Origin of the sequence: Lysobacter lycopersici (assembly GCF_007556775.1) — a bacterium.
Taxonomy (GTDB): Bacteria; Pseudomonadota; Gammaproteobacteria; order Xanthomonadales; family Xanthomonadaceae; genus Pseudoluteimonas; species Pseudoluteimonas lycopersici.
On sequence record NZ_CP041742.1, the window covers coordinates 875,287 to 901,541 of the forward strand.

Here is a 26,255-nt window from a genome sequence, read left to right on the forward strand (position 1 = left end):
CGTCATGGCTTCGAGAGTCGCATTCGTCACCGGTGGAACCGGCGGCATCGGTACCGCCATCGTCAAGCGCCTGGCCGACATGGGCCACAAGGTCGCGACCAACTACCGCAACGAGGACAAGGCGCGCGCCTGGCAGCAGCAGATGAAGGCCGATGGCTACGACGTCGCCATCGTCAAGGGCGACGTGACCTCGCCGCAGGAAGCCGAGGCGATGGTGCGCGAAGTGGAATCGCAACTCGGCCCGATCGACATCCTCGTCAACAATGCCGGCATTACCCGCGACGGCACCTTCCACCGGATGAAGGCCGAGCAGTGGGGCGACGTGATCAACACCAACCTCAACTCTTGCTTCAACGTGACGCGCCCGGTCATCGAGGGCATGCGCGAACGCAAGTGGGGCCGCGTCATCCAGATCAGCTCGATCAACGGCCTCAAGGGCCAGTACGGCCAGGCCAACTACGCCGCGGCCAAGGCCGGCATGCACGGTTTCACCATTTCGCTGGCGCGCGAGAACGCGCGCAACGGCGTCACCGTGAACACGATTTCGCCCGGCTACATCGCCACCGACATGGTGATGGCGGTTCCGGAGGAAGTGCGCGCCAAGATCGTCGCCGACATCCCCACCGGCCGCCTCGGCACGCCGGAGGAAATCGCCTACGGCGTCGGCTTCCTCGCGGATGAACAGGCGGGCTGGATCACCGGCTCCAATCTCGATATCAACGGCGGGCACCACATGGGGTGGTGAACGTTTTCCGTTCCTTCTCCCCGCGGCAACGGGGAGAAGGAAAAGCAAACACGTTCCCACCACACCCCACCGCACGGAAATCCCGGCAGTTGCAAGCCGTGCTGCACTGCGCCATGCTCGGGCAAACGCCCGGGGGAAACGGCCGCATGGCAGTCCGCGTCATCAAGAAATACCCGAACCGCCGCCTCTACGACACCGAGATCTCGAGCTATATCACGGTCGAGGATGTCCGCCAGTTGATCGTGGACGGCGAGGACTTCGAGGTGCGCGACGCCAAGACCGGCGAGGATCTCACCCGCTCGATCCTGCTGCAGATCATCGCCGAGCACGAACAGGACGGGCAGCCGGTGCTCTCGACCCAGTTGCTCAGCCAGATCATCCGTTTCTACGGCGATTCGCTGCAGGGCTTCATGGGCAATTACCTCGAGCGTTCGATGCAGATGTTCCTCGAACAGCAGGGACAGCTGCGCAACCAGCTCGGCGGCGTGCTCGGGCAATCGCCGTGGGCGCTGATGAACCAGCTCACCGAACGCAACCTGCAGTTCTGGAACGACCTGCAGAAGAACGCGGCCGGCGGCGAACCGCCGTCGCCGCCCAAGGACCGGGCCGGCGCCAGGCGCCGCTGATCGCCCGCGAAGATTCGAAAGGGGAAAGCATCCGATGGGCAAGCGCGTGGCCGTCGTTTCGGGCGGCGTGGGCGGGTTGGGTACGGCGATCTGCCGCAGGCTGGCGCAGGACGGCTGCCGCGTGGTCGCGGCCGACCTCGCGGGCAACGAGGAACGCATCGCCGCGTTCCGCGATGCGACGAACGATCTCGACATCAGCTTCGCGCCGCTGGACGTGCGCGATTTCGATGCCTGCGGCGAACTGGTTCGCAGCATCGAAGCCGAACACGAATCGCTCGACATCCTCGTCAACGCCGCCGGCATCACCCGCGACGGCACCCTGCGCAAGATGGACAAGGCGCAATGGGACGCGGTGCTGGGCGTCAACCTCGGCGGCGTGTTCAACCTGTGCCGGCCCGCGGTCGAAGGCATGGCCACGCGCGGCTTCGGGCGCATCGTCAACATCAGTTCGGTGAACGGCCAGACCGGCCAGTTCGGGCAGACCAACTACGCCGCGGCCAAGGCCGGCATGCACGGTTTCACCATGTCGCTGGCGCGCGAGGTGGCGCGCAAGGGCGTGACCGTCAACTCGGTGTCGCCGGGCTACTGCGCCACCGCGATGGTGATGGCGTTGCCGGAAGACATCCGCGCCGGCATCGTGGCGAACGTGCCCGTGGGCCGACTTGGCGAACCCGATGAAATCGCGCGCACGGTGTCCTTCCTCGCCGCCGACGATGCGGGATTCATCACCGGTGCGAACATCCCGGTGAACGGCGGGTTGTTCATGTCGTTCTGATCGACGCCGCCTCTTGCAACGAAAAAACGGGCCTAGTGGCCCGTTTTTTCGTTGTTCCCATCAGAATGCAGTCGTGATGTCGTCGACAAACTTGAAGGAATTCACCGTCCATCCGTCGTTCCCTCGATAAAGAATGAAACGCCAGACCATTGCGTGTTTCTCGAACTTCTGCAGATAGATCACTTGCGCCACGGATGAACCGACCTCGTCTTTTCGGATGAGCTCATAGCCGATGCTTTTTCCGAAACGGGCCAAAAAAAGCGGCTTCTGCAGTTCCGCTTGCCCTGACGCCGCATCGATTTCCGCAGGAGGAACAACCGCATAAGGCTTCATGAGGTCGAAACCTCCTTTCAGGTCTCCTGAAGAAACAAGCCTCATCACTTGGTCCGTGAGGGCAACGGCGGAATCAAGGTTTTCGAGTTTTGCGGCGCAAGCAATTGGTGACATCAAGAACAAAAACACCGCCAGGAAGAAGCTGGAGCCTCGCATCGCCATCCCCAAGTAAAGAAAGAAGAAAATTTTACTGAGCGGAAGCCCCGCAGAACTTCTGCCGATACTCCATCGCCTTCGGCATCAGCCGCTGTAGGTCCTGGATGCGCGTGCCCGCGCTCGGATGGTCGGAAGCGAATTCCGGCGGCGCCTGCCCGCCGCCCTGCGAATCCATGCGCTCCCAAAGCGGAATCGCCTCCTGCGGATTGAAACAGGCCGCGGCCGCGAGCATCAGCCCCATCTCGTCCGCCTGCGTTTCCTGCTTGCGCGCGTACGGCAACGAGTGGCCGTAGCCGTACACCGCCATCACCGCCTGCATGCTCTGCTGGCTCATGCCGCTCATCGCGCCGGCCATCTGCCCCACCTGCTCCAGCTTCTGCTGGGTCATGCGCTGCGCACCGTGCCGCAGCAACGCGTGCGAAATCTCGTGGCCGAGCACGATCGACATCGCATCCGCGTTCTGCGCCACCGGCACCAGTCCGGTGTAGACCGCGATCTTGCCGCCCGGCAGGCAGAACGCGTTGACCTGGTCGGATTGCAGCACGTTCACGTCCCAGTCGAACGACTTCTCGATGTGCGGCGCCTGCATCCCGTGTTCGGCGGCGAGCGCGTCCTCCACCTGCGGGATCTTCGCGATCAGGCGCTGGGTGATTTCGCGCACCTGCTTCGAAATCTGCGAATTCGGATCGACCGGCTGTTCCTGCTGCAGGATCTCCTGGTAGGCCTGCAGGCCGAGCGCCTTCTCGTCCTCGGGCGAGATGTTCTTGTCGATCGTCACCGTCTCGCCGGTGTAGGGATCGGTGCTGCGGTTGGAAAACCAGTAGTACGCCGCGTAACCGGCGAACAGCACCAGGATCAGCAGGCGCGGGCTGATGCCGATGCCGCGCCGTTGCGGTTGTTGCCCGCCGTAGGCCTGTCCGTCGAATGGGTCCTGTCGCATTACGTCTCTCCCCGGTCCATCGTCGTCAGAGGTCGCGCACCAGCCTAAACCCGATGTGCGCGTTGGTGGTATCCACCGGCGCGGGCGTGCGCCAGGCGGAACGGCACTGCGCCGGCCCGCTCGACCACGATCCGCCCCGCACCACCCGCGTGCGACAGCCCGGGTTGAGCCAGGCTTCGCCGTTCGCGGGCGCGCGGCGATAGCCATCGTGCCAGCAATCGCCCACCCATTCGCTGACATTGCCGTCCATGTCGTGAAGGCCGAATGCATTGGCCCGGAAACGGCCGATCGGCGCCGGCCCCCAGTAGCCGTCGGCGACGCCGGCGAAGGCGTTGCTCCAGCGCCGTCCCTGCGGGGAAACGTCGAGCCCGCCGGTGACGTTCGCGGTACTGCGCGTCGGCGGGCCATCGCCCCAGGGGTAGCGGGCCTCACCACCGGCACGCGACGCGTATTCGAATTCGGATTCGCTGGGCAATCGGTAATGCGCGCCGGTCTGCTGGCTGAGCCATTTCGCGTAGGCCTCGGCGTCGCCGGCGCTGACGTGCACCACCGGCAGGTCGGGCGCGGCCGGATTGCCGGCGTAATCCGAACGCCAGTCGACGTTGTTGCGGAAGGCGAAATTGCCGCTGTGCGCATCGTAGGCCAGCGATACGCCGCGCTTGTCGGCGCGGGTGCGGTAGTTGGTCGCCGCGACGAATTGCCCGAACTGCGCGACCGTGGTTTCGGTGCGCGCCATCGCGAAGCCGCGCTCGAAGCGCACGTAGTGCCGTGGCATTTCGCTGTTGCTGGCGTCCTCCTCGTTCGCCGCCGCGCCCATGCGGAAGCCGCCATGCGGTACCACCACCATGTCCGGCCCGCGCCCGCCGACCTCCATCGCATCGCTGAATGACTGCCCAGCGTCGTGGAAGCGGCCGTAGTGCGAAACGCGTTCGATCTCCACGCGCAAGTCGCCGGCCACCGGATCGCCCGCCGGCGCGATGCGCAGGATTTCCGCCAGCAGGCCGCGTGCCTTGGCCACGCCGTCGACTGCCGGCAGCACCGCCATCGCCTGGTCGCGCAGGCGTGCGATGGTGTCGGTTTGCACCTGCTCCAGCCGGATTCGCGCCGCGGCGATCGCCGGACTGTCCGTGCGCACGCTGGCCGCGAGCCCGAGCCAGCGCCACGCGCCGGTGAAGTCGCCCTTGGCCGCGGCTTCCTCCGCGCGGCCGATTACGCCGCTTTCGACCGCGGCAATGCCCCGGGTCGCGCGTTCCTGCTTCGGGCGCAAGCGCAGCGCTTCGCGGAACCCGCCGAGCGCACCGCCGCCCTGCACGCCGAAGCGTCCCGCAGCGAGGTCCGCTTCCGCCTGCCGGTTGAAGTCCCATGCCTGGTCGGCGATGTCCACGCGCGCGAGGTAGGCCTCGACGTCCTTCGTGCCCGACGCGGACACGCGCGCCACCGCGGCAACCTGGTGCGCGTCGCGCAGCGCGCCGAAATCCTCGTCGGCCTTCGCCAGCGCGGCATCGCCTTTCGCCAGAAGTTTCGAAACCGAGCGTCGCAGGTTGTCGCGCGCCTGCGCGTCGTCGGCATGCAGGTGCAGGATCGCGAGGTCGATCGGGATCGCCGCATCGGCGTCCTCGAAAAGACGTCCCTTCGCCAGCGCGCGCGCGGCCTTGCGCCGCTGCGCGGCGAGGTTGCCGTCGTCGATTTCGACCGCAGGTGGTGCCCAGGTCAGCATCGCCGCGATGCTGTCGTCGCCGGCGATGGTGACTTCGCCGCTGCCGCGCGGCGCCTTCGCCCCAGCTGCCGCACCCACGGCCTGCGATGGCTCGGGCACCCGGCCGCATGCGGCGAGTGCGAAAAAGATGGCGACGATGGCGGGTTTCGCGCGCAAGCGGCCTCCTGCGATCCTCCGCGCACGGTAGGTCAGGTGCCGTGCGGCGGCAACTCGTTTGCCGGTTCGCCACGGCCTCGCTACCCTGCGCCCGAATGGATGCGAAGCACATGGCCGGAACCCACTGGATCGACGACCCCGCGGAACTGTCGCGACGGCTCGCCTGCTGCAGCGATCGCGCCGGCCTCGACCGTGTCGGTCTGGATACGGAATTCATCCGCGAACGCACCTACTGGCCGCAGCTCGCGCTGGTGCAGGTTTCGACCGGCGAGGACATCCTGCTCGTCGACATGCTCGTCCCCGGCATGCCCGCCGCGCTGGCGTCGCTGCTGCGCGACGCTTCGGTGTCGAAGATCATGCACAGCGCGAGCGAGGACCTGGTCGCGCTGCAGCACGCCTGCGGTTGCGTTCCAAAACCGCTGTTCGATACGCAAATCGCCGCCGCGCTGTGCGGCGTCGGCGCCGGCATGGGCTACCAGCGCTTGGTCTCGGACCTACTCGGCATCGCGGTCGACAAGGGCGAGACGCGTTCGGACTGGATGCGCCGCCCCCTGTCCCCGCAACAGCTCGACTATGCGGCCGACGACGTGCGCCACCTGTTCGCGTTGCACGACCAGCTCGATGCCCGGCTCGAAACGCTGGGACGCGGCGACTGGCTGCGCGAGGACTGCGCGCGCCTGGTCGATGCCGCCGACGCTGGCGGCGAAGACCCGTGGCCGCACCTCGCGCTGCGCGCGGCGCAATTCCTCGATGCCGACGCGCAACGGCGCCTGCTGCGGCTGCTGCGCTGGCGCGAAACGCAGGCGCGCGCCGGCGACCGCCCGCGCAACTGGATCCTCGATGGGGAACTCGCGGTGCTGCTGGCGAAGAATCCGCCCGCCGACGCCGATGCGCTGCGCAGGTTGCTGGAATCGCGCCCGAAGTCGCCGTTGCGGCTGTCGAACGCGATCTGGGACGCGCTGTCCACGCCGCTCGCGGACGAAGCGACGATGCCGCTCGCGCGCGACGACGAAGGCGACCGCAAGACCTTGCGCCGGCTGCAGGATGCGGTCGCCGAACGCAGCCGCGAACTCGCGCTGCCCGACGGCGTGCTGGCCTCGCGCCGATGGCTGCAGGCGCTGCTCGAACAGAAGCAATGGCCGCCGATGCTCGCGGGCTGGCGTCGCGGCCAGCTCGAGCCGGTGCTCGCGCCTTTGCTGGCCGCCGACGCGGGCAAGCCCGCAACCGCCTGATCGCCGATCGCCGCGACGCTCAGCGCATGGTGTCGGCCAGCCGCGCCAACGCCTCCGCCCGGCCCTTGGCGAGATCCACCATTGGGCGCGGCGGATAGCCGTTCGGCGAGGTGCCGCTTTCCCACGGCGCGTGGATCGCCCTGGCGTCGAGCCTGCGCAATTCCGGTACCCAGCGCCGGATGTAATCGCCATCCGGGTCGAACCGGCGCGACTGCGTCACCGGGTTGAACACCCGGAAATACGGCGCCGCATCCACGCCGGTGCCCGCGACCCATTGCCATCCCAGCGCATTGTTGGCGAGGTCGGCATCGACCAGCGCATGCAGGAACCAGTCCGCGCCGTGCGTCCAGTGCAGCCCCATGTGCTTGGTCAGCCACGAGGCGACCACCATGCGCACGCGGTTGTGCATCCAGCCTTGGTGCCACAGCTGGCGCATCCCGGCATCCACCAGCGGCACGCCGGTGCGGCCGCGTTTCCATGCCTCCAGCCCCGCCGCGTCCTCGCGCCAGCCCATCGCATCGAAGCGCGGATTGAAATTCTCGCGGATGCTGCGCGGCCAGTGGTGCAGCACGTAATAGGCGAATTCGCGCCAGCCAAGTTCGGCGGCGAACTTGTCCGCGCCGGCTCCGCCGCGCTCGCGCGCCGCGGCGAGCACGCGTCCCGGGCCGATCTCGCCGAAATGCAGGTGCGGCGACAACCGCGACGTACCGTCGACCGCCGGCAGGTCGCGGGCCTCGGGATAGTCGTCGAGCCGGTCGAGGAATTCGTGCAGGCGTTCGCGCGCAGCCGCCTCGCCTGGCGACCACGCGTCCCAGAACCCGTAGTCCCACGCCGGCCGCGGCGGCGCGATCGTCGCCCCGAAGCGGCGTAATGCTTCGGGCAACGGCACGCAGGCCAGGCGCTCCGGCGGCGGGCGTTCGCGCAGGCGCCAGCCGGGCATCGCCGCCTTCAGGAACGGGGTGAAGACCTTGTAAGGCGCGCCGGACTTGCCCAACACCGCGTCGGGATCGCCCAGCAGCCGCCCGGCCGAACGTCGCAGCGCGACGCCATTGCCCGCGAGCGTCGCCGCCAGCCGGGCATCGCGCGCGTCCGCCGCCGGTTCGTGCAGCGCGGAGACGTGCACGGCGTTCGCGCCACACGCCGCCGCGGCCATCGGCAGCAGGGTTTCCGCCTCCCCGGCGAGGAGGTGCAGGCGCCCGCCGCGGCGTTCGATGTCGGCGCCGAGCGCGGCCAGCGATTTGCGCAACCAGGCGCGGCTCGCATCGGCCGCGGGTTCGCCGGCTTCGTCGATGTACAGCAGCAGCAACTCGTCGTGCGCACGGCACGCGCGATCCAGCGCCGGATGATCGGCCAGGCGCAGGTCGCGCCGGAACCAGAAGATGCCGCGGTTCATGCGCGCAGCATCGCTCGCTCGCGCGCCGTCAACGGCTCGCGGCCGCGGACTGCGGCACCATCCGCAACTTCGTGGTGTCGTAGCCGAGCGCCCCGATGCGCGCGATCGCGGACTCGAGTTCGGACTCGGGCAGGCTCGGGGTGCGCGCCATCAGCCACACGTAGTCGCGCTTGCTGCGGCCGATGATCGTGCGCGAATAGTCCGGGGCGAGGTCGACGATCACGTACTCGGCCTTGACCGGCCACACGAACTGCATGCCCCAGACGGCGTTGTGCGTCCCCGGCACCACCGTGCCGACCGGTTCCATCGTCTCCGGCGGTGCGTCGAACCCGCCCTTGCGGTAGCGGAACGTGGTGCGGATGCGGCCGTCTTCGCCGAGGCGATAGGACTCGACCGCGTCGTAGGCCTCGCGCTCGGGCCGCGAGGGAATGTGCGCGATCACGTACCAGTCGCCCATGAAGCGCGGCAGGTCGACCGACGCGACCGGCGGGATCGTCGGCGGGTGCGTGGCGCAGGCCGCGAGCCCGGCAGCCACGAGCGGGATCCAGGCCAAACGCGGTTTCATGCGGCTTCCTTCGCGAAGCGGTAGTGCGCGACCATCCATTCGCGGCCGTGGTCGTAGCCGAACAATTCGGCGCAGGCCATCCAGAACATGCGCCAGCGCTGGAACCACAGGTGCGCGGCGTCGCCATAGGCCTCGCGCAGGATCGGCAGGAGTTCGGCGCGATGCGCATCCTGTTGCTGCAGCCAGTGGTTCGCGGTGCGCCGGTAGTGCGTGCCGTCGACCAGCCAGCGATCCTCGATCCGCAGCGCGTGCTGGAACCACAGCAGGGTGTCGGCCGCGGGCATCAGGCCGCCGGTGAAGAAATGCCGCCCCATCCAATTGCCCTCGCCTTCGGTCTCGAACGGATACAGCAGCGTGCGATGGCAGAAGATGTGCGCGAACAGCTTGCCGCCTGGCCGCAACCAGCCGCCGATGCGATCGAGCAACACCTCGTAGTTGCGCATGTGCTCGAACATCTCGATGGACACGCAACGGTCGAACGCGGCGGCCGGCAGTTCGAGCCGGTTCGCGTCGCAGGTGAGCACGCGCACGTTGGCGAAGCCGCGCTCGCGGCAGCGCTGCTCGATGAAACGGCGTTGCGGCGCGGAATTGGAGACCGCGGTGATGCGCGCGTGCGGGTAGCGCTCGGCCATCCACAGCGTCAGCGAGCCCCAGCCGCAACCGAGTTCGAGGATGTCCTGGCCGTCGGCCAGTTGCGCACGCTCGCCGTACAGCGCGAGCATCGCCTCCTCGGCTTCGGCGAGGGTCTCGTTCCCGGTCGGATAGAAGCAGCCCGAGTACTTCAGCCGCGGCCCGAGGCAGCGCGCGAAGAACGCCGGCGGCAGCTCGTAATGCTGGCGGTTGGCCGCGTCGGCGTGGATCGCCACCGGGCTGCGCCGCAGTTCGGCGACCAGCGCGGCGGCGTGGCGCGCGGCCGCGGCCGGATCGCCTGCGCATTCGTCGCGCAAGCGTTGCGCGCACATCCGGCGGATGCCCAGCCGCAGCAGGCCATCGGGAATCCATCCGCGTTCGGCCCAGCCGAGCAATCCCGGCGCGGGACGGTCGCTGGCGAGTTCGAACGCATCGGCGGTGGCGTTCATCGATCCTCCTTGGGAAACCACGGGAACAGCATCGACGTGCTGCGCTGGTAGCGGGCGTAATCCTCGCCGCGGCTGCGCAGGGCCTGCGCCTCGGTGAAGGGGATGCCGCTGATCCAGCGCAGGAATACGTACATCAGCAGCGGCCCGATCCATGCCAGCCATGCGAACGGGGATCCGACCGCAAGCAGCACGTAGGCGAACCAGTGCAGCCACTCGAAGAAATAGTTGGGATGCCGCGACCAGCGCCACAGACCGTCGCGACAGGTCTTGCCGCGATTCGCGGGATCCGCGCGGAAACGCGCAAGCTGGCGGTCGGCGAGCGTTTCGCCGACGACGCTGCCCAGCCATACCGCGATGCCGGCGATGGTCCACGCGTTCCAGTGTTCGACCGGACTCGCCGCCACCGCGAGGAACGGCAACGAAAACAACGCAACCAGCAGCGCCTGGAACTGGAACATGCCCAGCCACTTCAGGGGCGCGGCGCCCCAGCGCTTGCGCAATTGCGCGTAGCGGCCATCCTCGGCCTCGCCGCGCACGCGACGCAGCAGGTGCAGGCCGAGGCGCAGTCCCCAGAGGCCGCCGAGCGCGGCGAGCAGCGCGCGCGGCAAGGGCGCGCCCGCGCCGGTCGCCGCGGCCACGACCGCCGCGGCGCCGAGCCCGAACGACCACGCCACGTCGACGATCCCCGCGTTCGCGGTGCGCTGCTGCCGCGCCCAGGCGATGCCCTGCGCGATCGCCGCCAGCGCCCAGACCAGCAACAACTGCTTCCAGGGACTCATGCGCGCACTCCAATGGCCGCGCGCGCGGCGCGGGAACCGCCCGACGCGGCCCGCAGCAACAACGGCAGGGCGATCGCCCACGCCGAGCCGAGGTAAAGCAGCGCCGGCCATGCAGGATCGTGGAAGGCAAGCGCACCGAATCCGCGCGCCGCGCCGAGATAGGCCAGCGGACCGCCGACGGCAGCGAACGCGGCCGCGAGCCACGGGCGCGGCGCGAACCACGCCATCGAATGGTTCATCGTCATTGCGAACGCGCACCACAACAACACGATCCACGCCGGCGCCGGCAAGGCGGGAAACGCGGATGCATACGCGAGCAGGCCGGTCCTGGCGGCGATGCCATCCACGAGCAGGCCGCAGGCCAGCGCGGCCAGCACCACGCGTGCGTCCGCGCGACGCGCATGCGAGCAGCGCCACTGGACGCCGATGAATGCGATGCAGGCGAGCATGCCGATCCATGCGCGGCCATGGCCCGCGCTCCATGCCACCGCGAACCAGGTCGCCTGGTAGCCGAACAGGTTGGCCCAGGACGCCACCTCAGGCCTCCAGCAACCCGGGCAGGTAGGAATCGCCGCGATAACCCGGTTTCGCCATCAGCAGGTGCGCGACGCCGATCGTGCGTTCGAGGAAGCCGCCTTCGCAGTACGCGAGGTAGAACTCCCACATGCGCAGGAAGCGTTCGTCGAAGCCCTGCGCGCGGATCGCCCCGCGGTTCGCGAGGAAGCGCCGGCGCCAGTCGCGCAAGGTGCGCGCGTAGGACGGACCGAAATCCTCCAGGTGCACCAGCGCGAGGTCGGTGCTGCGGCTCTTCGCCGCGAGCATCGCCGCGATCGAGGGAATGAACGAGCCCGGGAACACGTGGCGCTTGATGAAATCGACCGTGCGCAGCGCCTGCTCGTAGCGATGGTCCTCGATGGTGATGGCCTGCACCAATGCCAGCCCGTCCGGCCTGAGCAGCCGGCCGAGGGTGGCGAAGTAGGCATCGAGGTATTCCGCCCCGATCGCCTCGACCATCTCGATAGACACCAGCTTGTCGTATTCGCCACGCAGGTCGCGGTAGTCGGAGAGCAGCACCGTCACCCGCCCCTGCAACCCGGCCTCGGCGACGCGCCGCGAGGCCAGCGCGTGCTGTTCCCTCGAAATGGTGGTGGTGGTCACCCGGCAGCCGCGGGTCCGGGCGGCGTGGAGGGCGAAGCCGCCCCAACCGGTGCCGATCTCGACCACATGGTCGTCGGCACCGATTCGCAGCTTGTCGCAGATGCGATCGAGCTTGCGTTGCGAGGCGCCTTCGAGCGTATCGCCGTCACCGGCGTACAACGCCGAGGAATACATCATGTCTTCGGACAGGAACAGGCGGAAGAACGGATTGCCGAGGTCGTAGTGCTCGGCGATGTTGCGGCGCGCCCCGTCGCGGGTATTGCGGCGCAGCGCGTGCAGCGCGCGCATCGCCAGGCCGCCTAGCCGAGCCGGTCCGCGTTCCATCGCATCGAGCAGGCCGCGGTTGCGCACCAACAATTGCACCAGTCCCACCAGGTCGCTGCAGTCCCAGGCGCCGTCCATGTACGCTTCGGCCGCGCCGACGCTGCCGTTGCGGGCCAGCGCGCGATAGAAGCCGGGGCCGTGCACCGCCAGCCGTGGAACCTCGATCGGCCCGGGCTCGCCGATGCGGTGCGTGCCGAGCGCATCGGACAATTCGACGCCACCGCCGCGCAATGCGTCGAGTCGACGCAGCAGGCGCGCGCGCAGGAAGCGGTCGAGCGTGCCGTAGCCGGCGGCGGGGGCGTGCGCGATGCTGTTCATCGCCGGGTCTCCGGTTTCGAAGGATGGTCGTGGACCGGCGTGCGCTTCAGCCACAGCCGCAGCGCCTGCCAGTGGATGCCGGCGATCACCTGCGCGGTCATCAGCGGATAGCGCCACAGCACGCGTGCAAGGTTCGGCCCGTCCAGTGGGCGCCGCTCCAGCGCGAGGGTCGCATCGAACTCGCGCCTGTCGCCGTCGAACACGCCCATGTGCACGCGCAGGTCCTCGCCCGGCGCGGTGAACGACCATGCATAGCGCCGGTCCAGCGGCAGGAACGGCGAGACGTGGAACGCCTTGTCGAAGCTCCATTGCAACGCCCTGCCCCGCGCCTGCGCGCGCGCCAGCGGCAGCACGTAGGCGTGTCGTTCCTTCCACGGCGTGTTGGTGATCTCGGCGACGATGCTGTGCAGCGCGCCCGCGGCATCGTGGCAGTAGTAGAAGGCGACCGGATTGAAGCCGTAGCCGGCGTAGCGCAGGTGCGCCAGCAGGCGCACCGGCCCGCGCGGGCGCTCGCCGGTTGCGCCTTCGATGCGGTCGCGCACCGCCTCGGCCAGAGGCTGCGCCGGATCGCCGAGGAAATCGCCACGGCGGAACTCGGCGAGGTTGCGGCTTTCCCGCGACCACAGCCAGCGCCCGCGGAACGCCTCGTCGACTTCATCGAGGTCGAGGTACAGCTGGGCCATGCGGTATTCGAACGCGTGTTCGCGCGGCGCATGCCGGCGATGGCGCACGCGGCCCTCGTAGATCGCGCTGGCCAGCGCGCTCATGCCGCGGCTTCCGACAGCAGGCCCGCACGCGGCCATTCGACCCCGAGCGCGTTCGCGACCTCCACGCCGCTGCGCATGCCGTCTTCGTGGAAACCCCAGCCCCAGTACGCGCCTGCGAACCAGGTGCGGTTGGCGCCCTGGATCTCGCGCTTGCGCGCCTGCGCGGCGACCGCGGCGTGGTCGTGGACCGGATGCCGGTATTCGCGGCGCGCGAGGATCCGCGCCGGGTCGATGTCGCGCGTGCGGTTGAGCGTGACCACCAGCGGCGTGTCGCCCGGCAAGCCCTGGAGCAGGTTCATGCAGTAGCTGACCGTGCAGGCCTGCGCAGGATCGGCCGGCACCCACGCATTCCATGCCGCCCATGCCTTGCGCATCCGCGGCAGCAACCGCGCATCGGTGTGCAGCACGGCCTCGTTGGCCTGGTAGCGGATCGCGCCCAGGATGTCGCGCTCGCGATCGCCGGCATCTTCGAGCAGCGCGAGCGCCTGGTCGGAATGGCACGCCAGCACCACCTGGTCGAAGCGTTCGCTGCCCTCATCGCAACGTACGATGGCTGCGTGCGCGTTGCGTACCACGCCGCGCACCGGGGTGGAGAGGCGCTTGCGCAACTTCCAGCGCGCGGCCAGCGCCTCCACGTAGCGGCGCGAACCGCCACGCACCACCCGCCACTGCGGCCGGCCGGCCACCTGCAGCATCTGGTGGTTGGCCATGAAGCGGACCAGGTACCGCGCCGGGAATTCGAGGATCGCGGCCGCCGGCGACGACCACAACGCGCTCGCCATCGGCACCAGGTGCAGGTCGCGGAACGCCGAGCCATAACGGCCGGCGGCGAGGTATTCGCCGAGCGTGGGGCCGGGGGCCTCGCCCTCCAGCAAAGCCGGCGCATCACGGTAGAAGCGCGCGAGGTCGCGCAGCATGCCCCAGAAGCGCGGCGAGGCGAGGTTGCGGCGCTGGCAGAACAGGGCGTCGAGGGACGTCGCGTTGTATTCCAGCCCGCTTGCTGCGTCCTGCACCGAGAAACTCATGGTGGTCTGCTGCGACTCGACGCCGAGTTCGTCGAACATCCGCGTCAGCAGCGGGTAATGCGCCGGGTTGTGGACGATGAAACCGGTATCGACGTCCAGGGCGCGGCCGTCGAGTTCGATGCGGTGGGTATCGGCGTGTCCGCCGAGGTAGTCATTCGCTTCGTACAACACCACTTCATGCCGGCGCGACAACAGCCACGCCGCGGACAAGCCGCCGATGCCGCTGCCGACCACCGCGATCCGCATGTCAGCGCCCCGCCTTGTCCAGCACCCACGCCGGCACCGGCTTGAGGTCGCGCACCAGGCCCATCGCCTGCATGCCCCGCAGGCCATACCAGGTGAGGTCGATTTCCCACCAACGGAAACCCTGGCGCGCGCTGCCCGGGAAGAAATGATGGTTGTTGTGCCAGCCCTCGCCGAAGGTGATCAGCGCGAGCAGCCAGTTGTTGCGACTGTCGTCGCGGGTGGCGTAGCGCCGGCGTCCCCAGCGGTGCGCCAGCGAATTGATCGTCACCGTCGCATGGAACAGCACCACCGTGGACACGAGGAATCCCCATACCAGCAGTTGCGGTCCGCTGGTGCCCAGTGCCGGCGCCCAGCGCTGCAGCGCCGCGCCCAGCGCGTACAGCGACACCGCCAGCGCGACCGGGACCGCGGTGTCGTAGCGGTCGAGCCAGCGCAGTTCGGGGAACGCGAGCAGGTCGCCGATGCGCGAGGGATCGGTGCGGAAGCCGGCGCGGGTGAGGAACCAGCCGACATGGCTGCGCCAGAAGCCCTTGCGCGGGGTATGCGGATCCTGCGGCGTGTCGGCGTGCACGTGGTGGTGCCGATGGTGGGCGGCCCACCACAACGGCCCGCGCTGCACCGACGCCGAACCGAGGACGGCGAACGCGAACTGCACCGGGCGCGAAGTGCGGAAGCTGCGATGCGAGAAATAGCGGTGGTAGAAGCCGGTGATCGCGAACATGCGCGCGGTGTACAGGCCTGCGGCGATCCACAGCGCGGTGGCGGACACGCCGACCCAGGCCACGGCGAGGCAGGCGATGTGCATGCCGATGAAGGGCGCGGCGCGCAGCCAGTCGATGCGTTCTTCGTCCGCCGGGCCCGTACGCCGGTCGCCGGCGCTGGTATCGAACCAGGATCGCAACGCGGCGCTCCGCGCGGGACGATCCGGGGATCCACCCGAGCCCTGCCTGGCGTTCATCCGCATTTCCGTTCGCATGCGGATGCATACGCGCGTGCGCGGCAAACGGATGCAGCGGCTTCAGATCCCGAAGACGGGTTGCAACGCGCGGGCCAGCCAACCCGGGAACCGCAGTGGCGCGTCCAGCGCGGCGACGCAGACGCAGGCGGCCCCGGGCAGGATCACCGGCTGGTGCTCGATGTCGGCATCGAGGTCGGCGACGTCGCCGGCGGCGAAGCAACCGAGCGAATCCTGGTAGGCGCCGCGCAGGATCTGGGTGATTTCGCCGCCGCCGTGGCCGTGCACCGGCATGCGCTTGCCTGGCGCGATGCGCAACATCAGCAAGGTGCCGCCGCTGGGCCCGCGCACGCGGATGAAATGCCGGCCCGGCCCCATCCAGCGCCAGCGCAATCCGCTGTACTTGCTGCCGAAATACGGATGCAGTGGCGTGGGCAGGCGATCTGGATCGGGCTCCGAAGCGGCTTCCCGCCACGGCGTCGTCGCGGCGGCGGCAGGCTCGCGGTCGAGGCGCTCCAGCATGTCCGCGCGCAGGCGTTCGCATTGCGCCTCGGCCGCGGCATGCACATGCTGGTGCTCCAGCAGCAGGCCGCCGATCCGTTCCGCGCGCGCGACCGCGCGCCGGCACTCACCGCATGCCTCCAGGTGGATGGCGACGATGGCCGCGGCTTCCGGCGCGATGGCGCCGGCCGCATGGGCGAGCACGGTGGCCGGATCGAGGTGGTGGCGCGGGTTCATGCTTGTCCCCCCAGTTCGCCCTGCAGGCGCAGGAAGGCCCTGCGCAGGTGGGATTTCACCGTTCCTAGCGGCATTCCGAGTTCGGATGCGATTTCCTGGTGGCTCTTGGCTTCGAAATACGACATCCGAAGCAAGCGCGCCTGCACCGGCGGCAAGGCGTCGATGCGGCGTTGCAGTTGCACGTGCTCGGCGTAGTCCTCGGCCGCGCTTCCTTCGTGCCCGGCTTGCAGGTCGGCTTCCCGTTCCGCCTCGCGGTCGCGCGCATGCCAGCTTTCGCGGCGGACCCGGTCGATATGCAGGTTGCGGGCGATGCGGAACAGCCATGTGCTCACCGCGCTGCGGGCGGGATCGTAGGCCGCCGCGTGCTGCCACAGCCGCAGCAGGGATTCCTGCGCCAGTTCCTCGGCCACTGCCTCGACCGAGCCCATGCCGCGAAGGTAGAGGCAGACCCGCGGCATGAAGTGGTGGTAGATGCGCATGAAGCAATCACGGTCGCGCCGGCGCGCCACCGCGGCCATCTCCGATGACCAGTCCTTCGATTCCCTGGCGGGCATACCCATGGTCGACATGCGCCTGGCCGCCTCGAACGGCGACGGATCCTCCGGTTTGCAGCTTGCGGCCATCCTACATTCCACCAACGGGCAACGATGTACGCATACGCACGGACGCGGCGCATGGATGCGGCCGGCAAAAAAGAAAATCGGCGCGAGGCCGGTTTCGAAGAGTGGCGCGCCCGCCCTAAGGCCATGCCTGAGGGCAGGATCGACGGGCCGACGGACGCAAAAAGCCAGCTCGAAGAGCTGGCTTTAGCGAGAGTGGCGCGCCCGGAGAGATTCGAACTCCCGACCCCCAAGTTCGTAGCCTGGTGCTCTATCCAACTGAGCTACGGGCGCGCATGAAACGTTTGAATCGTGGTGGAGCCAGGGAGGATCGAACTCCCGACCTCGTCATTGCGAACGACGCGCTCTCCCAGCTGAGCTATGGCCCCACGAGGCCGCGAATTATACGGACGCACCAGAAGCAGTGCCAGCGTCCTAACGACGAAACAACGAAAAACTGGCGGAGACTGAGGGATTCGAACCCTCGATGGAGCTTTTGACCCCATACTCCCTTAGCAGGGGAGCCCCTTCGGCCTCTCGGGCAAGTCTCCGTGACGCATACCGCTGCTGTGGCCCTGCGGCAGGCGCGGAAGGATACCGGCTCACTCCGACTGCGGCAAATCCGGGGATTCGTCAGATGCGGACGATCCCGATTCGCCCTCGCGGTGGATGCGCTGGTAGATCTCCTCGCGATGCACGGCGACATCCTTCGGCGCGGTGATGCCTACGCGCACCTGGTTGCCCTTCACGCCGAGCACGGTGACGGTGACCGAGTCGCCGATCATGAGCGTCTCGCCGACGCGTCGGGTAAGGATCAACATCTGGCAACTCCCATGCCGGTGGCCACTCCCGTGCCGGGACGCATCCAGGCGACGAATCCCACATCTTCTTTACAAACGTGAACGATCATAGCGAGCGACCAATGCCCGCGGCAACGGGCCATTAGTTGGTCAGGTGCGATCGGTGACCCAGCGCACGACACCGGCCAAGGCGTTTTCCAGCGCCGGACCGTCTTCGCCGCCGCCTTGGGCCATGTCCGGCCTGCCGCCGCCCTTGCCGCCTGCCTGCCGCGCCACGTCGGCGAGCACGTCGCCGGCCTTGATCCTGCCCAGCGCCGCGCCGCTGACTCCGGCCACCAGCGCGGCCTTGCCGTCCTGGACGCCGGCCAGCACGATCACCGCGTCGCCGAGTTGCTGCTTGAAGCGGTCCATGGCATCGCGCAGGGCCTTGGCGTCGAAGCCTTCCAGCCGCGCGGCCAGCACCTTGATGCCGTTGACATCGACCGCGGTCGCGGCGAGGTCGGCGGTCGCGCCGGAAGCGGCCTTGGCCTTGAGCGCATCGAGTTCGCGTTCCAGCTTCTTCTGGCGATCGAGCAGTTGTCGCAGTTTGTCGCCGACTTCGCCCACGTTACCGCCGAGCAGCGTCGCCGCATCGTCGAGCCGGCGTTCTTCCTCGGACACGTAATCCAGCGCGCCCTGCCCGGTCAGCGCCTCGATCCGGCGCACGCCTGCGGAGACGCCGCCTTCGGACACGATCTTGAACAGGCCGATGTCGCCGGTACGGCCGACGTGGGTGCCGCCGCAGAGTTCGGTCGAAGTCGGGCCGAAGCGCAACACCCGCACTTCCTCGCCGTACTTCTCGCCGAACAGCGCCATCGCGCCGAAATCCAGCGCTTCCTGCATCGCCATGTGCCGCACTTCGCCCTCGTGGTTGGCGCGAACCTCGGCGTTGACCCGGCGCTCGATCTCGGCGAGTTCGGCCGCGGTCACCGGCTGGAAATGCGAGAAGTCGAAACGCAGGCGATCGGGCGCGACCAGCGAGCCCTTCTGCTGCACGTGGGTGCCGAGCACGCCGCGCAGCGCGGCGTGCAGCAAATGCGTCGCGCTGTGGTTGAGCACGGTGGCGCCGCGGCGCGCGGCATTGACCGCGGCGACGAGATGGTCGCCCTTTTTCAGCGTTCCGGCCTGCAAGCTGCCGACGTGGCCATGGAACTGCCCGGCGAGCTTGACCGTGTCGTCGACGACGAAGCGCACGCCCCCGCTCTTATCGGTATTCCCGTCCAGTTCGCCGGTGTCGCCGACCTGGCCGCCGGATTCGGCGTAGAACGGCGTGGAATCGAGGATGACGATGGCTTCGTCGCCTGCCTCGATCGCGGCGACCGGCTTGCCGCCCTTCAGCAGCGCAATGACTTCGAGGCCGCCTGCCGTCAGCGAGTCGTAGCCGAGGAACTTCGTGGGCGTCAGTTGCGCGACGAGTTCCGCCGGCAGCACGGTGCCACCGCCGAACTTGCCGGCCGCGCGCGCAGTTTCCTTCTGCTTCGCCATCGCCGCGTCGAAGCCGGCGACATCGACCGACATCCCGCGTTCGCGCGCCATGTCCTGGGTCAGGTCGAGCGGGAAACCGTAGGTGTCGTACAGGCGGAAGGCATCGGCGCCGGGGATGGTTCCGTTCGACTTCGCCGCGACCTCGTTGAAGATGCGCATGCCCGAATCCAGCGTTTCCGCGAAGCGTTCTTCTTCCGCCTTCAAGGCGCGCTCGGCGGTGGCGCGGCCCTCGCGCAGCACCGGATAGGCCTCGCCCATCAGCGCATCGAGCGTCGGCACCAGCTTGTGGAAGAACGGTTCGCGCACGCCGAGCATCCAGCCGTGACGCAGCGCGCGGCGGATGATCCGGCGCAGCACGTAGCCGCGGCCCTCGTTCGAAGGCAGCACGCCATCGACGATCAGGAAAGCGCTGGCGCGGATGTGGTCGGCGATCACCCGCAGCGACTTGTTGTCGAGGTCGCTGGTGTGCGTGAGTTCGGCGGCCTTCTTGATCAGCGCCTGGAACAGGTCGATTTCGTAATTGGTATGGACGTGCTGCAGGATCGCGGTCAGGCGCTCCAGGCCCATGCCGGTATCCACGCAGGGCGCGGGCAACTTCGACAACGTGCCGTCGGCGGCGCGGTCGAACTGCATGAAGACCAGGTTCCAGATTTCGATGAAACGGTCGCCGTCCTCGTCCGGCGAACCGGGCGGACCACCGGCGATGTGCGCGCCGTGGTCGTAGAAGATCTCCGTGCAGGGGCCGCAGGGGCCGGTGTCGGCCATCTGCCAGAAATTGTCGGACGCATACGGCGCGCCCTTGTTGTCGCCGATGCGGACGATGCGCTCCTCCGGCAGGCCGATCATGTCGCGCCACAGTTCGAAGGCTTCGTCGTCGGTGTGGTAGACGGTGACCAACAGGCGCTCGGCCGGCAGCTTCCATACCTGCGTCAACAATTCCCACGCCCAGGCGATCGCGTCCTTCTTGAAGTAGTCGCCGAAGGACCAGTTGCCGAGCATTTCGAAGAAGGTGTGGTGGCGCGCGGTGTAGCCGACCGAATCGAGGTCGTTGTGCTTGCCGCCCGCGCGCAGGCAACGCTGCACGTCCACCGCGCGCACGTAGCTGCGCTTCTCCGCGCCGAGGAACACGTCCTTGAACTGGACCATGCCGGAGTTGGTGAACAGCAGGGTCGGGTCGTTGCCCGGCACCAGCGGCGCGGACGGCACGATGGTGTGGCCCTTGGAGGCGAAGAAATCGAGGAAATCCCGGCGGATGTCGGCAGTGCTGATTTTGGAAGGAGTGCTCATAGACCGGCCAGTTTACAGGGCCGATCCGGGGTTCCGGCTCTAGTCAGTTCCGACGGCGGTTCGGACGGGAGCCGCCGGGCCGGGCGCGGGCCAACCGTATACTGACGGTCTTTCCCGTAATTCCCGCGCGAATGAGCCAGGACACGCAAGCCAAACTCCTCGAGCCGACCCGGGCACTCCGCGAGGCCTTGGCGGAAAGCCCCGAACTGACCGAAGCGGAATTCTCGGCATTCTGCGGCGAATGGCATGCCACCGTCGCCGCGCTCAAGCAATTCGCCTTCTCGTCGGACCCCCGCAACAAGCAGGATGTCGCCGCGTTCGAATACGGCTGGGGCGGGCAATCGGCCCAGTTCGTCGTCGACCTCGTGCCGAGGATCCAGGCGGCCATGCTCCGCCATTACACGCGGAAGGACGTCCTGAAGCTGATCGATATCGGCGCCGGTTCCTGCGTGGGGACAAACATCCTCGCCACCCTGCATTCCGACAACATCGTCTGGTCGCGGCTCGAAATCGACGCGATCGACTACACGCCCATCCGTCGGCGCTGGGTGCAAAGCCAGTTCCCCCGGATCAACTACATGGTCGGCGATGCGTTCGCGTTGCCGGATCGCGCCTGGGATTTCGTGGTCTGCAGCCACGTCATCGAACACCTCGACGATCCCCGGCCCTTCATCGACAACATCCGGCGCATCTGCCGCGGTTTCGCGTTCGTCTACAGCCCTTACCGGGAAATCGACCGCATCGCGGCGCATGTCTCCACCATCGACGAATCGACCTACGCCGGCATCCCGAACTGCCGGCTCGAGGTCGTGTCGAGCATGGGCTGGCATCCGGCCAAGCCCGGGGACAAGTGCCTGATCGCGACCATCGACTGCCGTGAACCATCGCAGTCAGTCGTCGAAATCGACTCCGCCCAGGGCAGCCCGGACCTGGTCCATCGCGAACCCGCGTCGCAGCAGCAGGTCGGCAGCCCTTCGTTGCTGCGCAGGATCCTTCGCGACCTGCGCACCTAGCCGGCGGCGGACGAGGTCGCGGGCGATGGCGTTCCAGTCGCCGTCGAAGCCCTCCATCGCCGCGGCGACGGCATCGGAATCGAGCCCGTGCATGCGCAGCTCCGCGCGGACGTGCACCGGCCCGTGCCCGCTGGCCGCGCGGCTGCGCACCAGCAATTCCGCGAAGCGCGCATCGTCCTGCCAGCCGGCCTCGGACAGCTTGGCTATCGCGGCGGCGGCTTCGTCGGCCTCGACCCCGCGCGCGACCAGCTTGCGGCTCAACTCCTTGCGCGAATGCTCGCGCCGCACCAGCAGGCCCAGCGCCCGTTGCGTCGCGGTCGGTGGCGGCTTGCGCGAGCGTGCGGAATCGCTCATTGCTTCTTCGCCTTCGCCGACTTGCGCGGCTTCTTCGCGGGCTTTGGTTTAGGAGCCGGCAACGCGTCCGCGGTCGCGCGGATCAGCCGCTGCAGCAACTCGGTGTCGTCGAGGAATTCATCCAGCACGAACCACGCCTTCGCCTCGGGCCAGGGCTGCGCCTCGGTGACGTTCGGCAGCAACGCACGACCCGCGTCGGTCGGCTTCAGGAACAGGCTGTTGTCCGCAGCGACCGCGACAATCTTCCCGTCGAAGTAGATCCCGTACTCGCCGAACATCTTCTTCGACGTCAGCGAGCCGCCCAGCCCGGCTTGCTCATGCACGTATTCGATGAAGTCGGTGTCGGTGGACATTTTAGGCATCCATAGATTGGGCTGAACACGGTGAAGCCCAACAATTCTCGCCCTCAGATGTTGGGCATCGCTTCGCTCAGCCCAACCTATGAACTGAACTACGATTAGATATCGCCATCGAGGTGACGATTCCCGAGATCCGTCAACCCTTTAACCATTACGACACTGTAAAAATCGTTGCCAGTAAATGATTCTTTGCGAGGAATGACTCCATGAAGGTAGCCAGAGTTGCCAGCATCGATTATTAGCTGAGCTATTGATTGAAAAGCCGAAAGCTCGTTTACCGAGTCACCATTTGCCTGGAATCCTCTGCGACCAGACGCAACTTCTTGTAGCAATTGATCGAGATTCATATTCGCCCTCAGTGATTACTCAGACCAAAATTCCATTGATTAGAAAAACCGCAGAAATAAGACTGGTAATGACTTGGAATACCACCAAATAGGTCTGAATTTGACTGGCTTTAGCGTGAAACCTGCCAATAACCGCGTAGTCCCCTTTTCTAGCCTTATCTGTCATACGGGCGTTGAAAGTACTCCAAGGCCACAGAAGACCCTGATTAACCTGCTGATACATGCTTTCAACATCGATAGGAACGCGACTATTTGCCAGTTCCTTCCCCGTAGCGCGCCCCTCTTCACCTGCAGCTGTACCAGCTGCCACATAAGAAGCAATAAGCTTTTGTGCAGCAGCAAGACTTGCCGAAACTACGAAATACATTGCCCCGAATTTTACATTTGACGTGTCGATGTATGGTGCAAGCGAACCGAGGTTGGCGAGAAGCAAACCATATGTGGCTCCAAACCCCGCGAGAAGCCAGCCCGAGAAGACATCAAGCGACGCACTAATCCTGGATGCTCCGAGCGAAAGAATGCGGCTCGCAGTCAAACTTGTGTTCAATGCTTCGGCAGCTTTTTCGTCCACGCTACACCCCTAGTCATACGATTCTCTTTCTACAAAAAACACAGGGCGACCACCTGCTGACGAACAGGCGGCCGCCCTGCGGGTTCCACACCTTGGTGGCTTCGACGATCAGTCGTCGTCGCCTTCCGCATCGTCCTCGCCACGCGAGGCCTCCTGCGGCACGAACTGCTCGCGCAACGCCGCTTCCAGCTTCTGCGCCACCGCCGGATTCTCCTTCAGGTACTGGCGCGCGTTCTCCTTGCCCTGGCCGATCCGCTCGCCGTCGTAGCCGTACCACGCACCCGACTTGTCCACCAGCTTCGCGTCCACGCCCATGTCGATCAGCTCGCCCTCGCGCGAAATCCCTTCGCCGTACAGGATCTCCGTCATGATCTGCTTGAACGGCGGCGCCAGCTTGTTCTTCACCACCTTGATCCGCGTCTGGTTGCCGATGATCTCGTCGCCCTTCTTGATCGAACCCGTGCGACGGATGTCCAGCCGCACCGACGCGTAGAACTTCAGCGCATTGCCGCCGGTGGTCGTTTCCGGGCTCTGGCCCGGCATCATGATTCCGATCTTGTGCCGCAGCTGGTTGATGAACACCACCATGCAGTTGCTGCGCTTGATGTTGCCGGTCAGCTTGCGCAGCGCCTGGCTCATCAGGCGCGCCTGCAGGCCGGGCAACTGGTCGCCCATCTCGCCCTCGATCTCGGCGCGCGGCGTGAGCGCCGCGACCGAATCGATGACCACGATGTCCACCGCGTTGGAACGCACCAGCATGTCGGCGATTTCCAGCGCCTGCTCGCCGGTATCGGGCTGCGACAGCAGCAACTCGTCGACGTTGACGCCGAGCTTGGCCGCGTAGGTCGGGTCCAGCGCGTGCTCCGCGTCGATGAAGGCCGCGGTGCCGCCGGCCTTCTGGCATTCGGCGATGGCCTGCAACGTGAGCGTGGTCTTGCCCGAGGACTCGGGGCCGTAGATCTCGACCACGCGGCCCTTGGGCAGGCCGCCGATGCCGAGCGCGATGTCCAGCATCAACGAACCGGTGCCGATGACTTCGGTCGGTTCCACCGCGCGGTCGCCCATGCGCATCACCGAGCCCTTGCCGAACTGTTTGTCGATCTGGGCCAGTGCCACGGAAAGCGCGCGCTTCTTGTTCTCGTCCATCATCGTGTCCTCGGATTAGTGTCGAAATTCGGAATGGGATCAGGCTAGGCCCGCGCCATCGCAAAGGCTGCGACTGCGCGGCACGAATCAGGCTGGAGCTTCGGAACGCTTGAATCTGCCGGCCGATGCCGCACCGGCAACTCGGACAATGCCGCACAGACGATCACCGGTTCGGCCCGCTGTTACTAGGTCTGATCAGGCCGCAGTACAGGCCTTCGATCGCGAAGTCCTGCCCCGGCTGCACCTCGATCGGCGCGTAATCCGGGTTGCGCGGCAGCAGGCGGATGCGTTCGCCGCCGGTCTTGAGCAGCTTCACCGTGATCTCGTCGTCCAGCCGCGCGACCACGATCTGGCCGTTGCGCGCGGTCGGGGTCCGGTGCACGCCGATCAGGTCGCCGTCGAAGATGCCTTCGTCGCGCATCGAATCGCCCTTCACCTTGAGCAGGTAATCCGGCGCCGGCGAGAACAGCACGCGGTCGAGGATCAGCACCTGTTCCGAACCGATGTCCGCGCCGATGGGCGCGCCGGCCGCGACCTGTCCCAGCACCGGCAACTGCACCGCGTTGTCGGGGATCGCGGCTTCCAGCGGCAGGTCGGCCTGCGCCGACGGCGGCGGTTGCAGCACGCGCAGCCCGCGCGCCTGCCCCGGGCGGCGTTCGATCGCACCCGCGGCTTCCAGCGCCTCGAGGTGGTACTGCGCGGCACGCACGCCGCTGAAGCCGAAAGCCCGGGCGATTTCGGACTGCGAAGGAGGCACGCCCTCGGTCTCGATGTGCTCGGCAATGAAGGCGTGGATTGCGCGCTGGGTATCGGTCAGGTCCATGGTTAGTAGTAATACTACTAACGAATCCGCGCGCGCAAGGCTATTGACATAAATCGAAATTATTTTATGTTTTACGAAAATTAATTGCCGCGAGGCGCCATGAAACCACAAACCCGACTGCTCCCGCCGCTCCTCGTCTCCGCCGCCTGGCTGGGCATGCTGCTGTGCCCGCTGTACGCGATCGTCATCGGCGGCGCGGCCCGCGCGATGGCTGGCGCGCCGAAGATCGCGCACGACGCCGCAAGCGGCGCGACGATCCATTTCGACATCGTGCCGTTCGATGCCTGGACGGTGTCGAGCCTCGCCGCGATGGTGGCGTTGCAATGGTTCGTCCTGTGGCAGTTGCGCGGCGTCGGCGCAGCGCTGCTGCGGCAACCGGGCATCGGCGCCGGCGTCGCATCCGCGTTCCGCCGCCTCGGCCACGCCCTGTTCGCCTACGGATTGTTCGGGATCGTCGTTCCGACCCCGGCCAGGCATGTGTCGGCGCTGCAGGTGCAACTGGTCGCCGAACGCTTCGGCTATTCGCAGGTGTACCTGATCGCCGTCGCCTGCCTGTGCGCCTACGCGACCGCGTGGCTGCTCGGCGAATCGTTGCGGCTGAAGGAAGAGAACGAGGGCTTCGTCTGATGGCCATCGTCGTCAACCTCGACGTGATGCTGGCGAAGCGCAAGATGAAGTCGAAGGACCTCGCTGACGCCATCGGCATCAGCGAAACCAACCTCTCGCTGCTGAAGCAGGGCCGGGTGAAGGGCGTGCGCTTCAACACGCTGGAAGCGATCTGCAAGGCGCTGGAGTGCCAGCCGGGGGATTTGCTGGAATATCGCGCGGATTGAATCCGCGTCAGAGGTGCTGGGCGATGCCTTCCAGCGCCGCGGCCACGGTCTGCCGGCGCACGGATTCGCGATCGCCATCGAAATGGAACAGCTCCGCGCGCGGATAGCCGCCGCGACGCTTCCACGCGATCCACACCGTGCCCACCGGCTTGTCCTCGGTGCCGCCGCCCGGCCCCGCGATACCCGTCACCGCGACCGCGACGCCCGCGCCGGAATGCACCAGCGCGCCCGACACCATTTCGATCACGGTCTCGCGGCTGACCGCACCGAAATGCTCCAGCGTTTCCGGGCGCACGCCGAGCAGTCCCTGCTTGGCCTCGTAGCTGTACGCGGCGAGGCCGCAATCGAACCATGCCGAACTGCCGGCGATGTCAGTGACGGTCTTCGCGATCCAGCCGCCGGTGCAGCTTTCCGCGGTGCACAGCGTCAATCGTTTCGCCGCGAGTTGTTCGCCGATCGCGGACGCGAGTTCGCGCAAATGTTCGTCCGTGGTGTTCGTCATCGCGCCCGGCTCGTGGGGGAAGGCGCCGTTGTAGCGTAAATCGCCGCCGATGTCGCGCGCGATCGACTGC

Annotated in this window: 29 protein-coding genes, 3 tRNA genes and 1 pseudogene; 7 read left to right on the top strand and 26 right to left on the bottom strand. The window is 67.2% G+C overall.

Annotation, left to right across the window (positions count from 1 at the left end; genetic code table 11):
* Positions 1–4 precede the first annotated feature (4 nt).
* From phbB (FNZ56_RS04450) to phbB (FNZ56_RS04460), 3 genes are all read left to right on the top strand, one after another.
* Complete coding sequence (gene phbB / locus FNZ56_RS04450) at positions 5–745, top strand: acetoacetyl-CoA reductase (protein WP_143878687.1); 741 nt, start codon at positions 5–7, stop codon at positions 743–745.
* A gap of 146 nt (positions 746–891) precedes the next feature.
* Positions 892–1,371, top strand: a complete 480-nt coding sequence (gene phaR / locus FNZ56_RS04455; RefSeq protein WP_143878688.1) for a polyhydroxyalkanoate synthesis repressor PhaR — start codon at positions 892–894, stop codon at positions 1,369–1,371.
* 34 nt (positions 1,372–1,405) lie between these two features.
* The gene (gene phbB / locus FNZ56_RS04460; RefSeq protein WP_143878689.1) at positions 1,406–2,146 is read left to right on the top strand and encodes an acetoacetyl-CoA reductase; all 741 of its coding nucleotides are present in this window, start codon (positions 1,406–1,408) and stop codon (positions 2,144–2,146) included.
* A gap of 60 nt (positions 2,147–2,206) precedes the next feature.
* On the opposite strand, the gene FNZ56_RS04465 is transcribed toward phbB (FNZ56_RS04460), so the two are convergent.
* The 3 genes from FNZ56_RS04465 to FNZ56_RS04475 are packed head-to-tail and all read right to left on the bottom strand — an operon-like array spanning position 2,207 to position 5,448.
* On the bottom strand, positions 2,207–2,635 hold the full coding sequence (locus tag FNZ56_RS04465) for a hypothetical protein (protein WP_143878690.1): 429 nt from the start codon (positions 2,633–2,635) through the stop codon (positions 2,207–2,209).
* Between the two features lie 31 nt (positions 2,636–2,666).
* Positions 2,667–3,575, bottom strand: a complete 909-nt coding sequence (locus tag FNZ56_RS04470) for a M48 family metallopeptidase (protein ID WP_143878691.1) — start codon at positions 3,573–3,575, stop codon at positions 2,667–2,669.
* Between the two features lie 25 nt (positions 3,576–3,600).
* Entirely contained in the window at positions 3,601–5,448 is a 1,848-nt protein-coding gene (locus tag FNZ56_RS04475; RefSeq protein WP_246064705.1) for a formylglycine-generating enzyme family protein, read from the bottom strand.
* Positions 5,449–5,558: 110 nt separating this feature from the next.
* Here FNZ56_RS04475 and rnd point away from each other — a divergent pair, with 110 nt between their 5' ends.
* On the top strand, positions 5,559–6,680 hold the full coding sequence (gene rnd, locus FNZ56_RS04480; protein ID WP_143878692.1) for a ribonuclease D: 1,122 nt from the start codon (positions 5,559–5,561) through the stop codon (positions 6,678–6,680).
* Positions 6,681–6,699: 19 nt separating this feature from the next.
* On the opposite strand, the gene FNZ56_RS04485 is transcribed toward rnd, so the two are convergent.
* From FNZ56_RS04485 to alaS, 16 genes are all read right to left on the bottom strand, one after another.
* On the bottom strand, positions 6,700–8,073 hold the full coding sequence (locus tag FNZ56_RS04485; protein WP_143878693.1) for a cryptochrome/photolyase family protein: 1,374 nt from the start codon (positions 8,071–8,073) through the stop codon (positions 6,700–6,702).
* A 28-nt stretch (positions 8,074–8,101) separates the two neighbouring features.
* The gene (locus FNZ56_RS04490) at positions 8,102–8,638 is read right to left on the bottom strand and encodes a lipocalin family protein (RefSeq protein ID WP_143878694.1); all 537 of its coding nucleotides are present in this window, start codon (positions 8,636–8,638) and stop codon (positions 8,102–8,104) included.
* A complete protein-coding gene (locus FNZ56_RS04495; RefSeq protein WP_143878695.1) occupies positions 8,635–9,717 on the bottom strand; it encodes an SAM-dependent methyltransferase in 1,083 nt (360 codons plus the stop codon). The genes FNZ56_RS04490 and FNZ56_RS04495 overlap by 4 nt, the downstream gene beginning before the upstream one ends.
* Positions 9,714–10,496, bottom strand: coding sequence for a DUF1295 domain-containing protein (locus FNZ56_RS04500; RefSeq protein ID WP_143878696.1), 783 nt, complete (start codon positions 10,494–10,496; stop codon positions 9,714–9,716). The genes FNZ56_RS04495 and FNZ56_RS04500 overlap by 4 nt, the downstream gene beginning before the upstream one ends.
* Positions 10,493–11,032: a DUF2878 domain-containing protein gene (locus FNZ56_RS04505; protein ID WP_185970794.1), complete on the bottom strand. Its 540-nt coding sequence runs from the start codon at positions 11,030–11,032 to the stop codon at positions 10,493–10,495. Before FNZ56_RS04505 ends, FNZ56_RS04500 begins: the two co-directional genes overlap by 4 nt.
* A 1-nt stretch (position 11,033) precedes the next feature.
* On the bottom strand, positions 11,034–12,296 hold the full coding sequence (locus FNZ56_RS04510) for an SAM-dependent methyltransferase (protein ID WP_143878698.1): 1,263 nt from the start codon (positions 12,294–12,296) through the stop codon (positions 11,034–11,036).
* Entirely contained in the window at positions 12,293–13,063 is a 771-nt protein-coding gene (locus FNZ56_RS04515) for a DUF1365 domain-containing protein (RefSeq protein ID WP_143878699.1), read from the bottom strand. Before FNZ56_RS04515 ends, FNZ56_RS04510 begins: the two co-directional genes overlap by 4 nt.
* A complete protein-coding gene (locus tag FNZ56_RS04520; protein ID WP_143878700.1) occupies positions 13,060–14,334 on the bottom strand; it encodes an NAD(P)/FAD-dependent oxidoreductase in 1,275 nt (424 codons plus the stop codon). Before FNZ56_RS04520 ends, FNZ56_RS04515 begins: the two co-directional genes overlap by 4 nt.
* A 1-nt stretch (position 14,335) precedes the next feature.
* Positions 14,336–15,292, bottom strand: coding sequence for an acyl-CoA desaturase (locus tag FNZ56_RS04525; RefSeq protein WP_143878701.1), 957 nt, complete (start codon positions 15,290–15,292; stop codon positions 14,336–14,338).
* A gap of 60 nt (positions 15,293–15,352) precedes the next feature.
* Positions 15,353–16,027, bottom strand: coding sequence for a ChrR family anti-sigma-E factor (locus FNZ56_RS04530; protein WP_143878702.1), 675 nt, complete (start codon positions 16,025–16,027; stop codon positions 15,353–15,355).
* A complete protein-coding gene (locus FNZ56_RS04535) occupies positions 16,024–16,650 on the bottom strand; it encodes a sigma-70 family RNA polymerase sigma factor (RefSeq protein WP_246064709.1) in 627 nt (208 codons plus the stop codon). The genes FNZ56_RS04530 and FNZ56_RS04535 overlap by 4 nt, the downstream gene beginning before the upstream one ends.
* 193 nt (positions 16,651–16,843) lie before the next feature.
* Positions 16,844–16,920, bottom strand: a tRNA-Arg gene (locus tag FNZ56_RS04540).
* 19 nt (positions 16,921–16,939) lie between these two features.
* A tRNA-Ala gene (locus FNZ56_RS04545) sits at positions 16,940–17,015 on the bottom strand.
* 69 nt (positions 17,016–17,084) lie between these two features.
* Positions 17,085–17,177 (bottom strand) — tRNA-Ser (locus FNZ56_RS04550).
* A 51-nt stretch (positions 17,178–17,228) separates the two neighbouring features.
* The gene (gene csrA, locus FNZ56_RS04555) at positions 17,229–17,447 is read right to left on the bottom strand and encodes a carbon storage regulator CsrA (RefSeq protein ID WP_143878703.1); all 219 of its coding nucleotides are present in this window, start codon (positions 17,445–17,447) and stop codon (positions 17,229–17,231) included.
* Positions 17,448–17,576: 129 nt separating this feature from the next.
* The gene (gene alaS, locus FNZ56_RS04560) at positions 17,577–20,237 is read right to left on the bottom strand and encodes an alanine--tRNA ligase (RefSeq protein ID WP_143878704.1); all 2,661 of its coding nucleotides are present in this window, start codon (positions 20,235–20,237) and stop codon (positions 17,577–17,579) included.
* A 386-nt stretch (positions 20,238–20,623) separates the two neighbouring features.
* Between alaS and FNZ56_RS12965 the strand changes: the two are divergent.
* A pseudogene (locus tag FNZ56_RS12965) lies at positions 20,624–20,923 on the top strand (class I SAM-dependent methyltransferase); the annotation flags it as partial.
* Between the two features lie 204 nt (positions 20,924–21,127).
* Here the strand turns inward: FNZ56_RS12965 and FNZ56_RS04570 are convergent.
* The 6 genes from FNZ56_RS04570 to lexA form a co-directional block, all read right to left on the bottom strand.
* Complete coding sequence (locus tag FNZ56_RS04570) at positions 21,128–21,604, bottom strand: regulatory protein RecX (protein ID WP_143878706.1); 477 nt, start codon at positions 21,602–21,604, stop codon at positions 21,128–21,130.
* Positions 21,601–21,957 (bottom strand): TfoX/Sxy family protein, encoded by a 357-nt coding sequence (locus FNZ56_RS04575; protein ID WP_143878707.1) that lies wholly within the window; start codon positions 21,955–21,957, stop codon positions 21,601–21,603. Before FNZ56_RS04575 ends, FNZ56_RS04570 begins: the two co-directional genes overlap by 4 nt.
* 104 nt (positions 21,958–22,061) lie before the next feature.
* Complete coding sequence (locus tag FNZ56_RS04580; RefSeq protein ID WP_143878708.1) at positions 22,062–22,310, bottom strand: hypothetical protein; 249 nt, start codon at positions 22,308–22,310, stop codon at positions 22,062–22,064.
* Between the two features lie 19 nt (positions 22,311–22,329).
* Positions 22,330–22,881, bottom strand: a complete 552-nt coding sequence (locus FNZ56_RS04585) for a hypothetical protein (RefSeq protein WP_143878709.1) — start codon at positions 22,879–22,881, stop codon at positions 22,330–22,332.
* A 108-nt stretch (positions 22,882–22,989) separates the two neighbouring features.
* On the bottom strand, positions 22,990–24,027 hold the full coding sequence (gene recA, locus FNZ56_RS04590) for a recombinase RecA (protein ID WP_143878710.1): 1,038 nt from the start codon (positions 24,025–24,027) through the stop codon (positions 22,990–22,992).
* Between the two features lie 163 nt (positions 24,028–24,190).
* Entirely contained in the window at positions 24,191–24,850 is a 660-nt protein-coding gene (lexA, locus tag FNZ56_RS04595; protein WP_143878711.1) for a transcriptional repressor LexA, read from the bottom strand.
* A 99-nt stretch (positions 24,851–24,949) separates the two neighbouring features.
* Here lexA and FNZ56_RS04600 point away from each other — a divergent pair, with 99 nt between their 5' ends.
* Both FNZ56_RS04600 and FNZ56_RS04605 read left to right on the top strand, forming a co-directional pair.
* The gene (locus FNZ56_RS04600) at positions 24,950–25,477 is read left to right on the top strand and encodes a hypothetical protein (protein ID WP_143878712.1); all 528 of its coding nucleotides are present in this window, start codon (positions 24,950–24,952) and stop codon (positions 25,475–25,477) included.
* Positions 25,477–25,683: a helix-turn-helix domain-containing protein gene (locus FNZ56_RS04605; RefSeq protein ID WP_143878713.1), complete on the top strand. Its 207-nt coding sequence runs from the start codon at positions 25,477–25,479 to the stop codon at positions 25,681–25,683. The genes FNZ56_RS04600 and FNZ56_RS04605 overlap by 1 nt, the downstream gene beginning before the upstream one ends.
* A 7-nt stretch (positions 25,684–25,690) precedes the next feature.
* On the opposite strand, the gene FNZ56_RS04610 is transcribed toward FNZ56_RS04605, so the two are convergent.
* Positions 25,691–26,185 carry a CinA family protein gene (locus FNZ56_RS04610; RefSeq protein WP_143880270.1) on the bottom strand — a complete coding sequence of 165 codons (495 nt, stop codon included), beginning with the start codon at positions 26,183–26,185 and terminating at the stop codon, positions 25,691–25,693.
* Between the last annotated feature and the right edge of the window lie 70 nt (positions 26,186–26,255).

Excerpts from the sequence above, each read along its gene's own strand:
- phbB (WP_143878687.1), top strand. The coding sequence starts at position 5 with ATGGCTTCGAGAGTCGCATTCGTCACCGGTGGAACCGGCGGCATCGGT.
- phaR (WP_143878688.1), top strand. The coding sequence starts at position 892 with ATGGCAGTCCGCGTCATCAAGAAATACCCGAACCGCCGCCTCTACGAC.
- phbB (WP_143878689.1), top strand. The coding sequence starts at position 1,406 with ATGGGCAAGCGCGTGGCCGTCGTTTCGGGCGGCGTGGGCGGGTTGGGT.
- FNZ56_RS04465 (WP_143878690.1), bottom strand. The coding sequence starts at position 2,635 with ATGCGAGGCTCCAGCTTCTTCCTGGCGGTGTTTTTGTTCTTGATGTCA.
- FNZ56_RS04470 (WP_143878691.1), bottom strand. The coding sequence starts at position 3,575 with ATGCGACAGGACCCATTCGACGGACAGGCCTACGGCGGGCAACAACCG.
- rnd (WP_143878692.1), top strand. The coding sequence starts at position 5,559 with ATGGCCGGAACCCACTGGATCGACGACCCCGCGGAACTGTCGCGACGG.
- FNZ56_RS04485 (WP_143878693.1), bottom strand. The coding sequence starts at position 8,073 with ATGAACCGCGGCATCTTCTGGTTCCGGCGCGACCTGCGCCTGGCCGAT.
- FNZ56_RS04490 (WP_143878694.1), bottom strand. The coding sequence starts at position 8,638 with ATGAAACCGCGTTTGGCCTGGATCCCGCTCGTGGCTGCCGGGCTCGCG.
- FNZ56_RS04495 (WP_143878695.1), bottom strand. The coding sequence starts at position 9,717 with ATGAACGCCACCGCCGATGCGTTCGAACTCGCCAGCGACCGTCCCGCG.
- FNZ56_RS04500 (WP_143878696.1), bottom strand. The coding sequence starts at position 10,496 with ATGAGTCCCTGGAAGCAGTTGTTGCTGGTCTGGGCGCTGGCGGCGATC.
- FNZ56_RS04510 (WP_143878698.1), bottom strand. The coding sequence starts at position 12,296 with ATGAACAGCATCGCGCACGCCCCCGCCGCCGGCTACGGCACGCTCGAC.
- FNZ56_RS04515 (WP_143878699.1), bottom strand. The coding sequence starts at position 13,063 with ATGAGCGCGCTGGCCAGCGCGATCTACGAGGGCCGCGTGCGCCATCGC.
- FNZ56_RS04520 (WP_143878700.1), bottom strand. The coding sequence starts at position 14,334 with ATGCGGATCGCGGTGGTCGGCAGCGGCATCGGCGGCTTGTCCGCGGCG.
- FNZ56_RS04525 (WP_143878701.1), bottom strand. The coding sequence starts at position 15,292 with ATGAACGCCAGGCAGGGCTCGGGTGGATCCCCGGATCGTCCCGCGCGG.
- FNZ56_RS04530 (WP_143878702.1), bottom strand. The coding sequence starts at position 16,027 with ATGAACCCGCGCCACCACCTCGATCCGGCCACCGTGCTCGCCCATGCG.
- FNZ56_RS04535 (WP_246064709.1), bottom strand. The coding sequence starts at position 16,650 with ATGGCCGCAAGCTGCAAACCGGAGGATCCGTCGCCGTTCGAGGCGGCC.
- csrA (WP_143878703.1), bottom strand. The coding sequence starts at position 17,447 with ATGTTGATCCTTACCCGACGCGTCGGCGAGACGCTCATGATCGGCGAC.
- alaS (WP_143878704.1), bottom strand. The coding sequence starts at position 20,237 with ATGAGCACTCCTTCCAAAATCAGCACTGCCGACATCCGCCGGGATTTC.
- FNZ56_RS04570 (WP_143878706.1), bottom strand. The coding sequence starts at position 21,604 with ATGAGCGATTCCGCACGCTCGCGCAAGCCGCCACCGACCGCGACGCAA.
- FNZ56_RS04575 (WP_143878707.1), bottom strand. The coding sequence starts at position 21,957 with ATGTCCACCGACACCGACTTCATCGAATACGTGCATGAGCAAGCCGGG.
- FNZ56_RS04580 (WP_143878708.1), bottom strand. The coding sequence starts at position 22,310 with ATGAATCTCGATCAATTGCTACAAGAAGTTGCGTCTGGTCGCAGAGGA.
- recA (WP_143878710.1), bottom strand. The coding sequence starts at position 24,027 with ATGGACGAGAACAAGAAGCGCGCGCTTTCCGTGGCACTGGCCCAGATC.
- lexA (WP_143878711.1), bottom strand. The coding sequence starts at position 24,850 with ATGGACCTGACCGATACCCAGCGCGCAATCCACGCCTTCATTGCCGAG.
- FNZ56_RS04600 (WP_143878712.1), top strand. The coding sequence starts at position 24,950 with ATGAAACCACAAACCCGACTGCTCCCGCCGCTCCTCGTCTCCGCCGCC.
- FNZ56_RS04605 (WP_143878713.1), top strand. The coding sequence starts at position 25,477 with ATGGCCATCGTCGTCAACCTCGACGTGATGCTGGCGAAGCGCAAGATG.
- FNZ56_RS04610 (WP_143880270.1), bottom strand. The coding sequence starts at position 26,185 with ATGACGAACACCACGGACGAACATTTGCGCGAACTCGCGTCCGCGATC.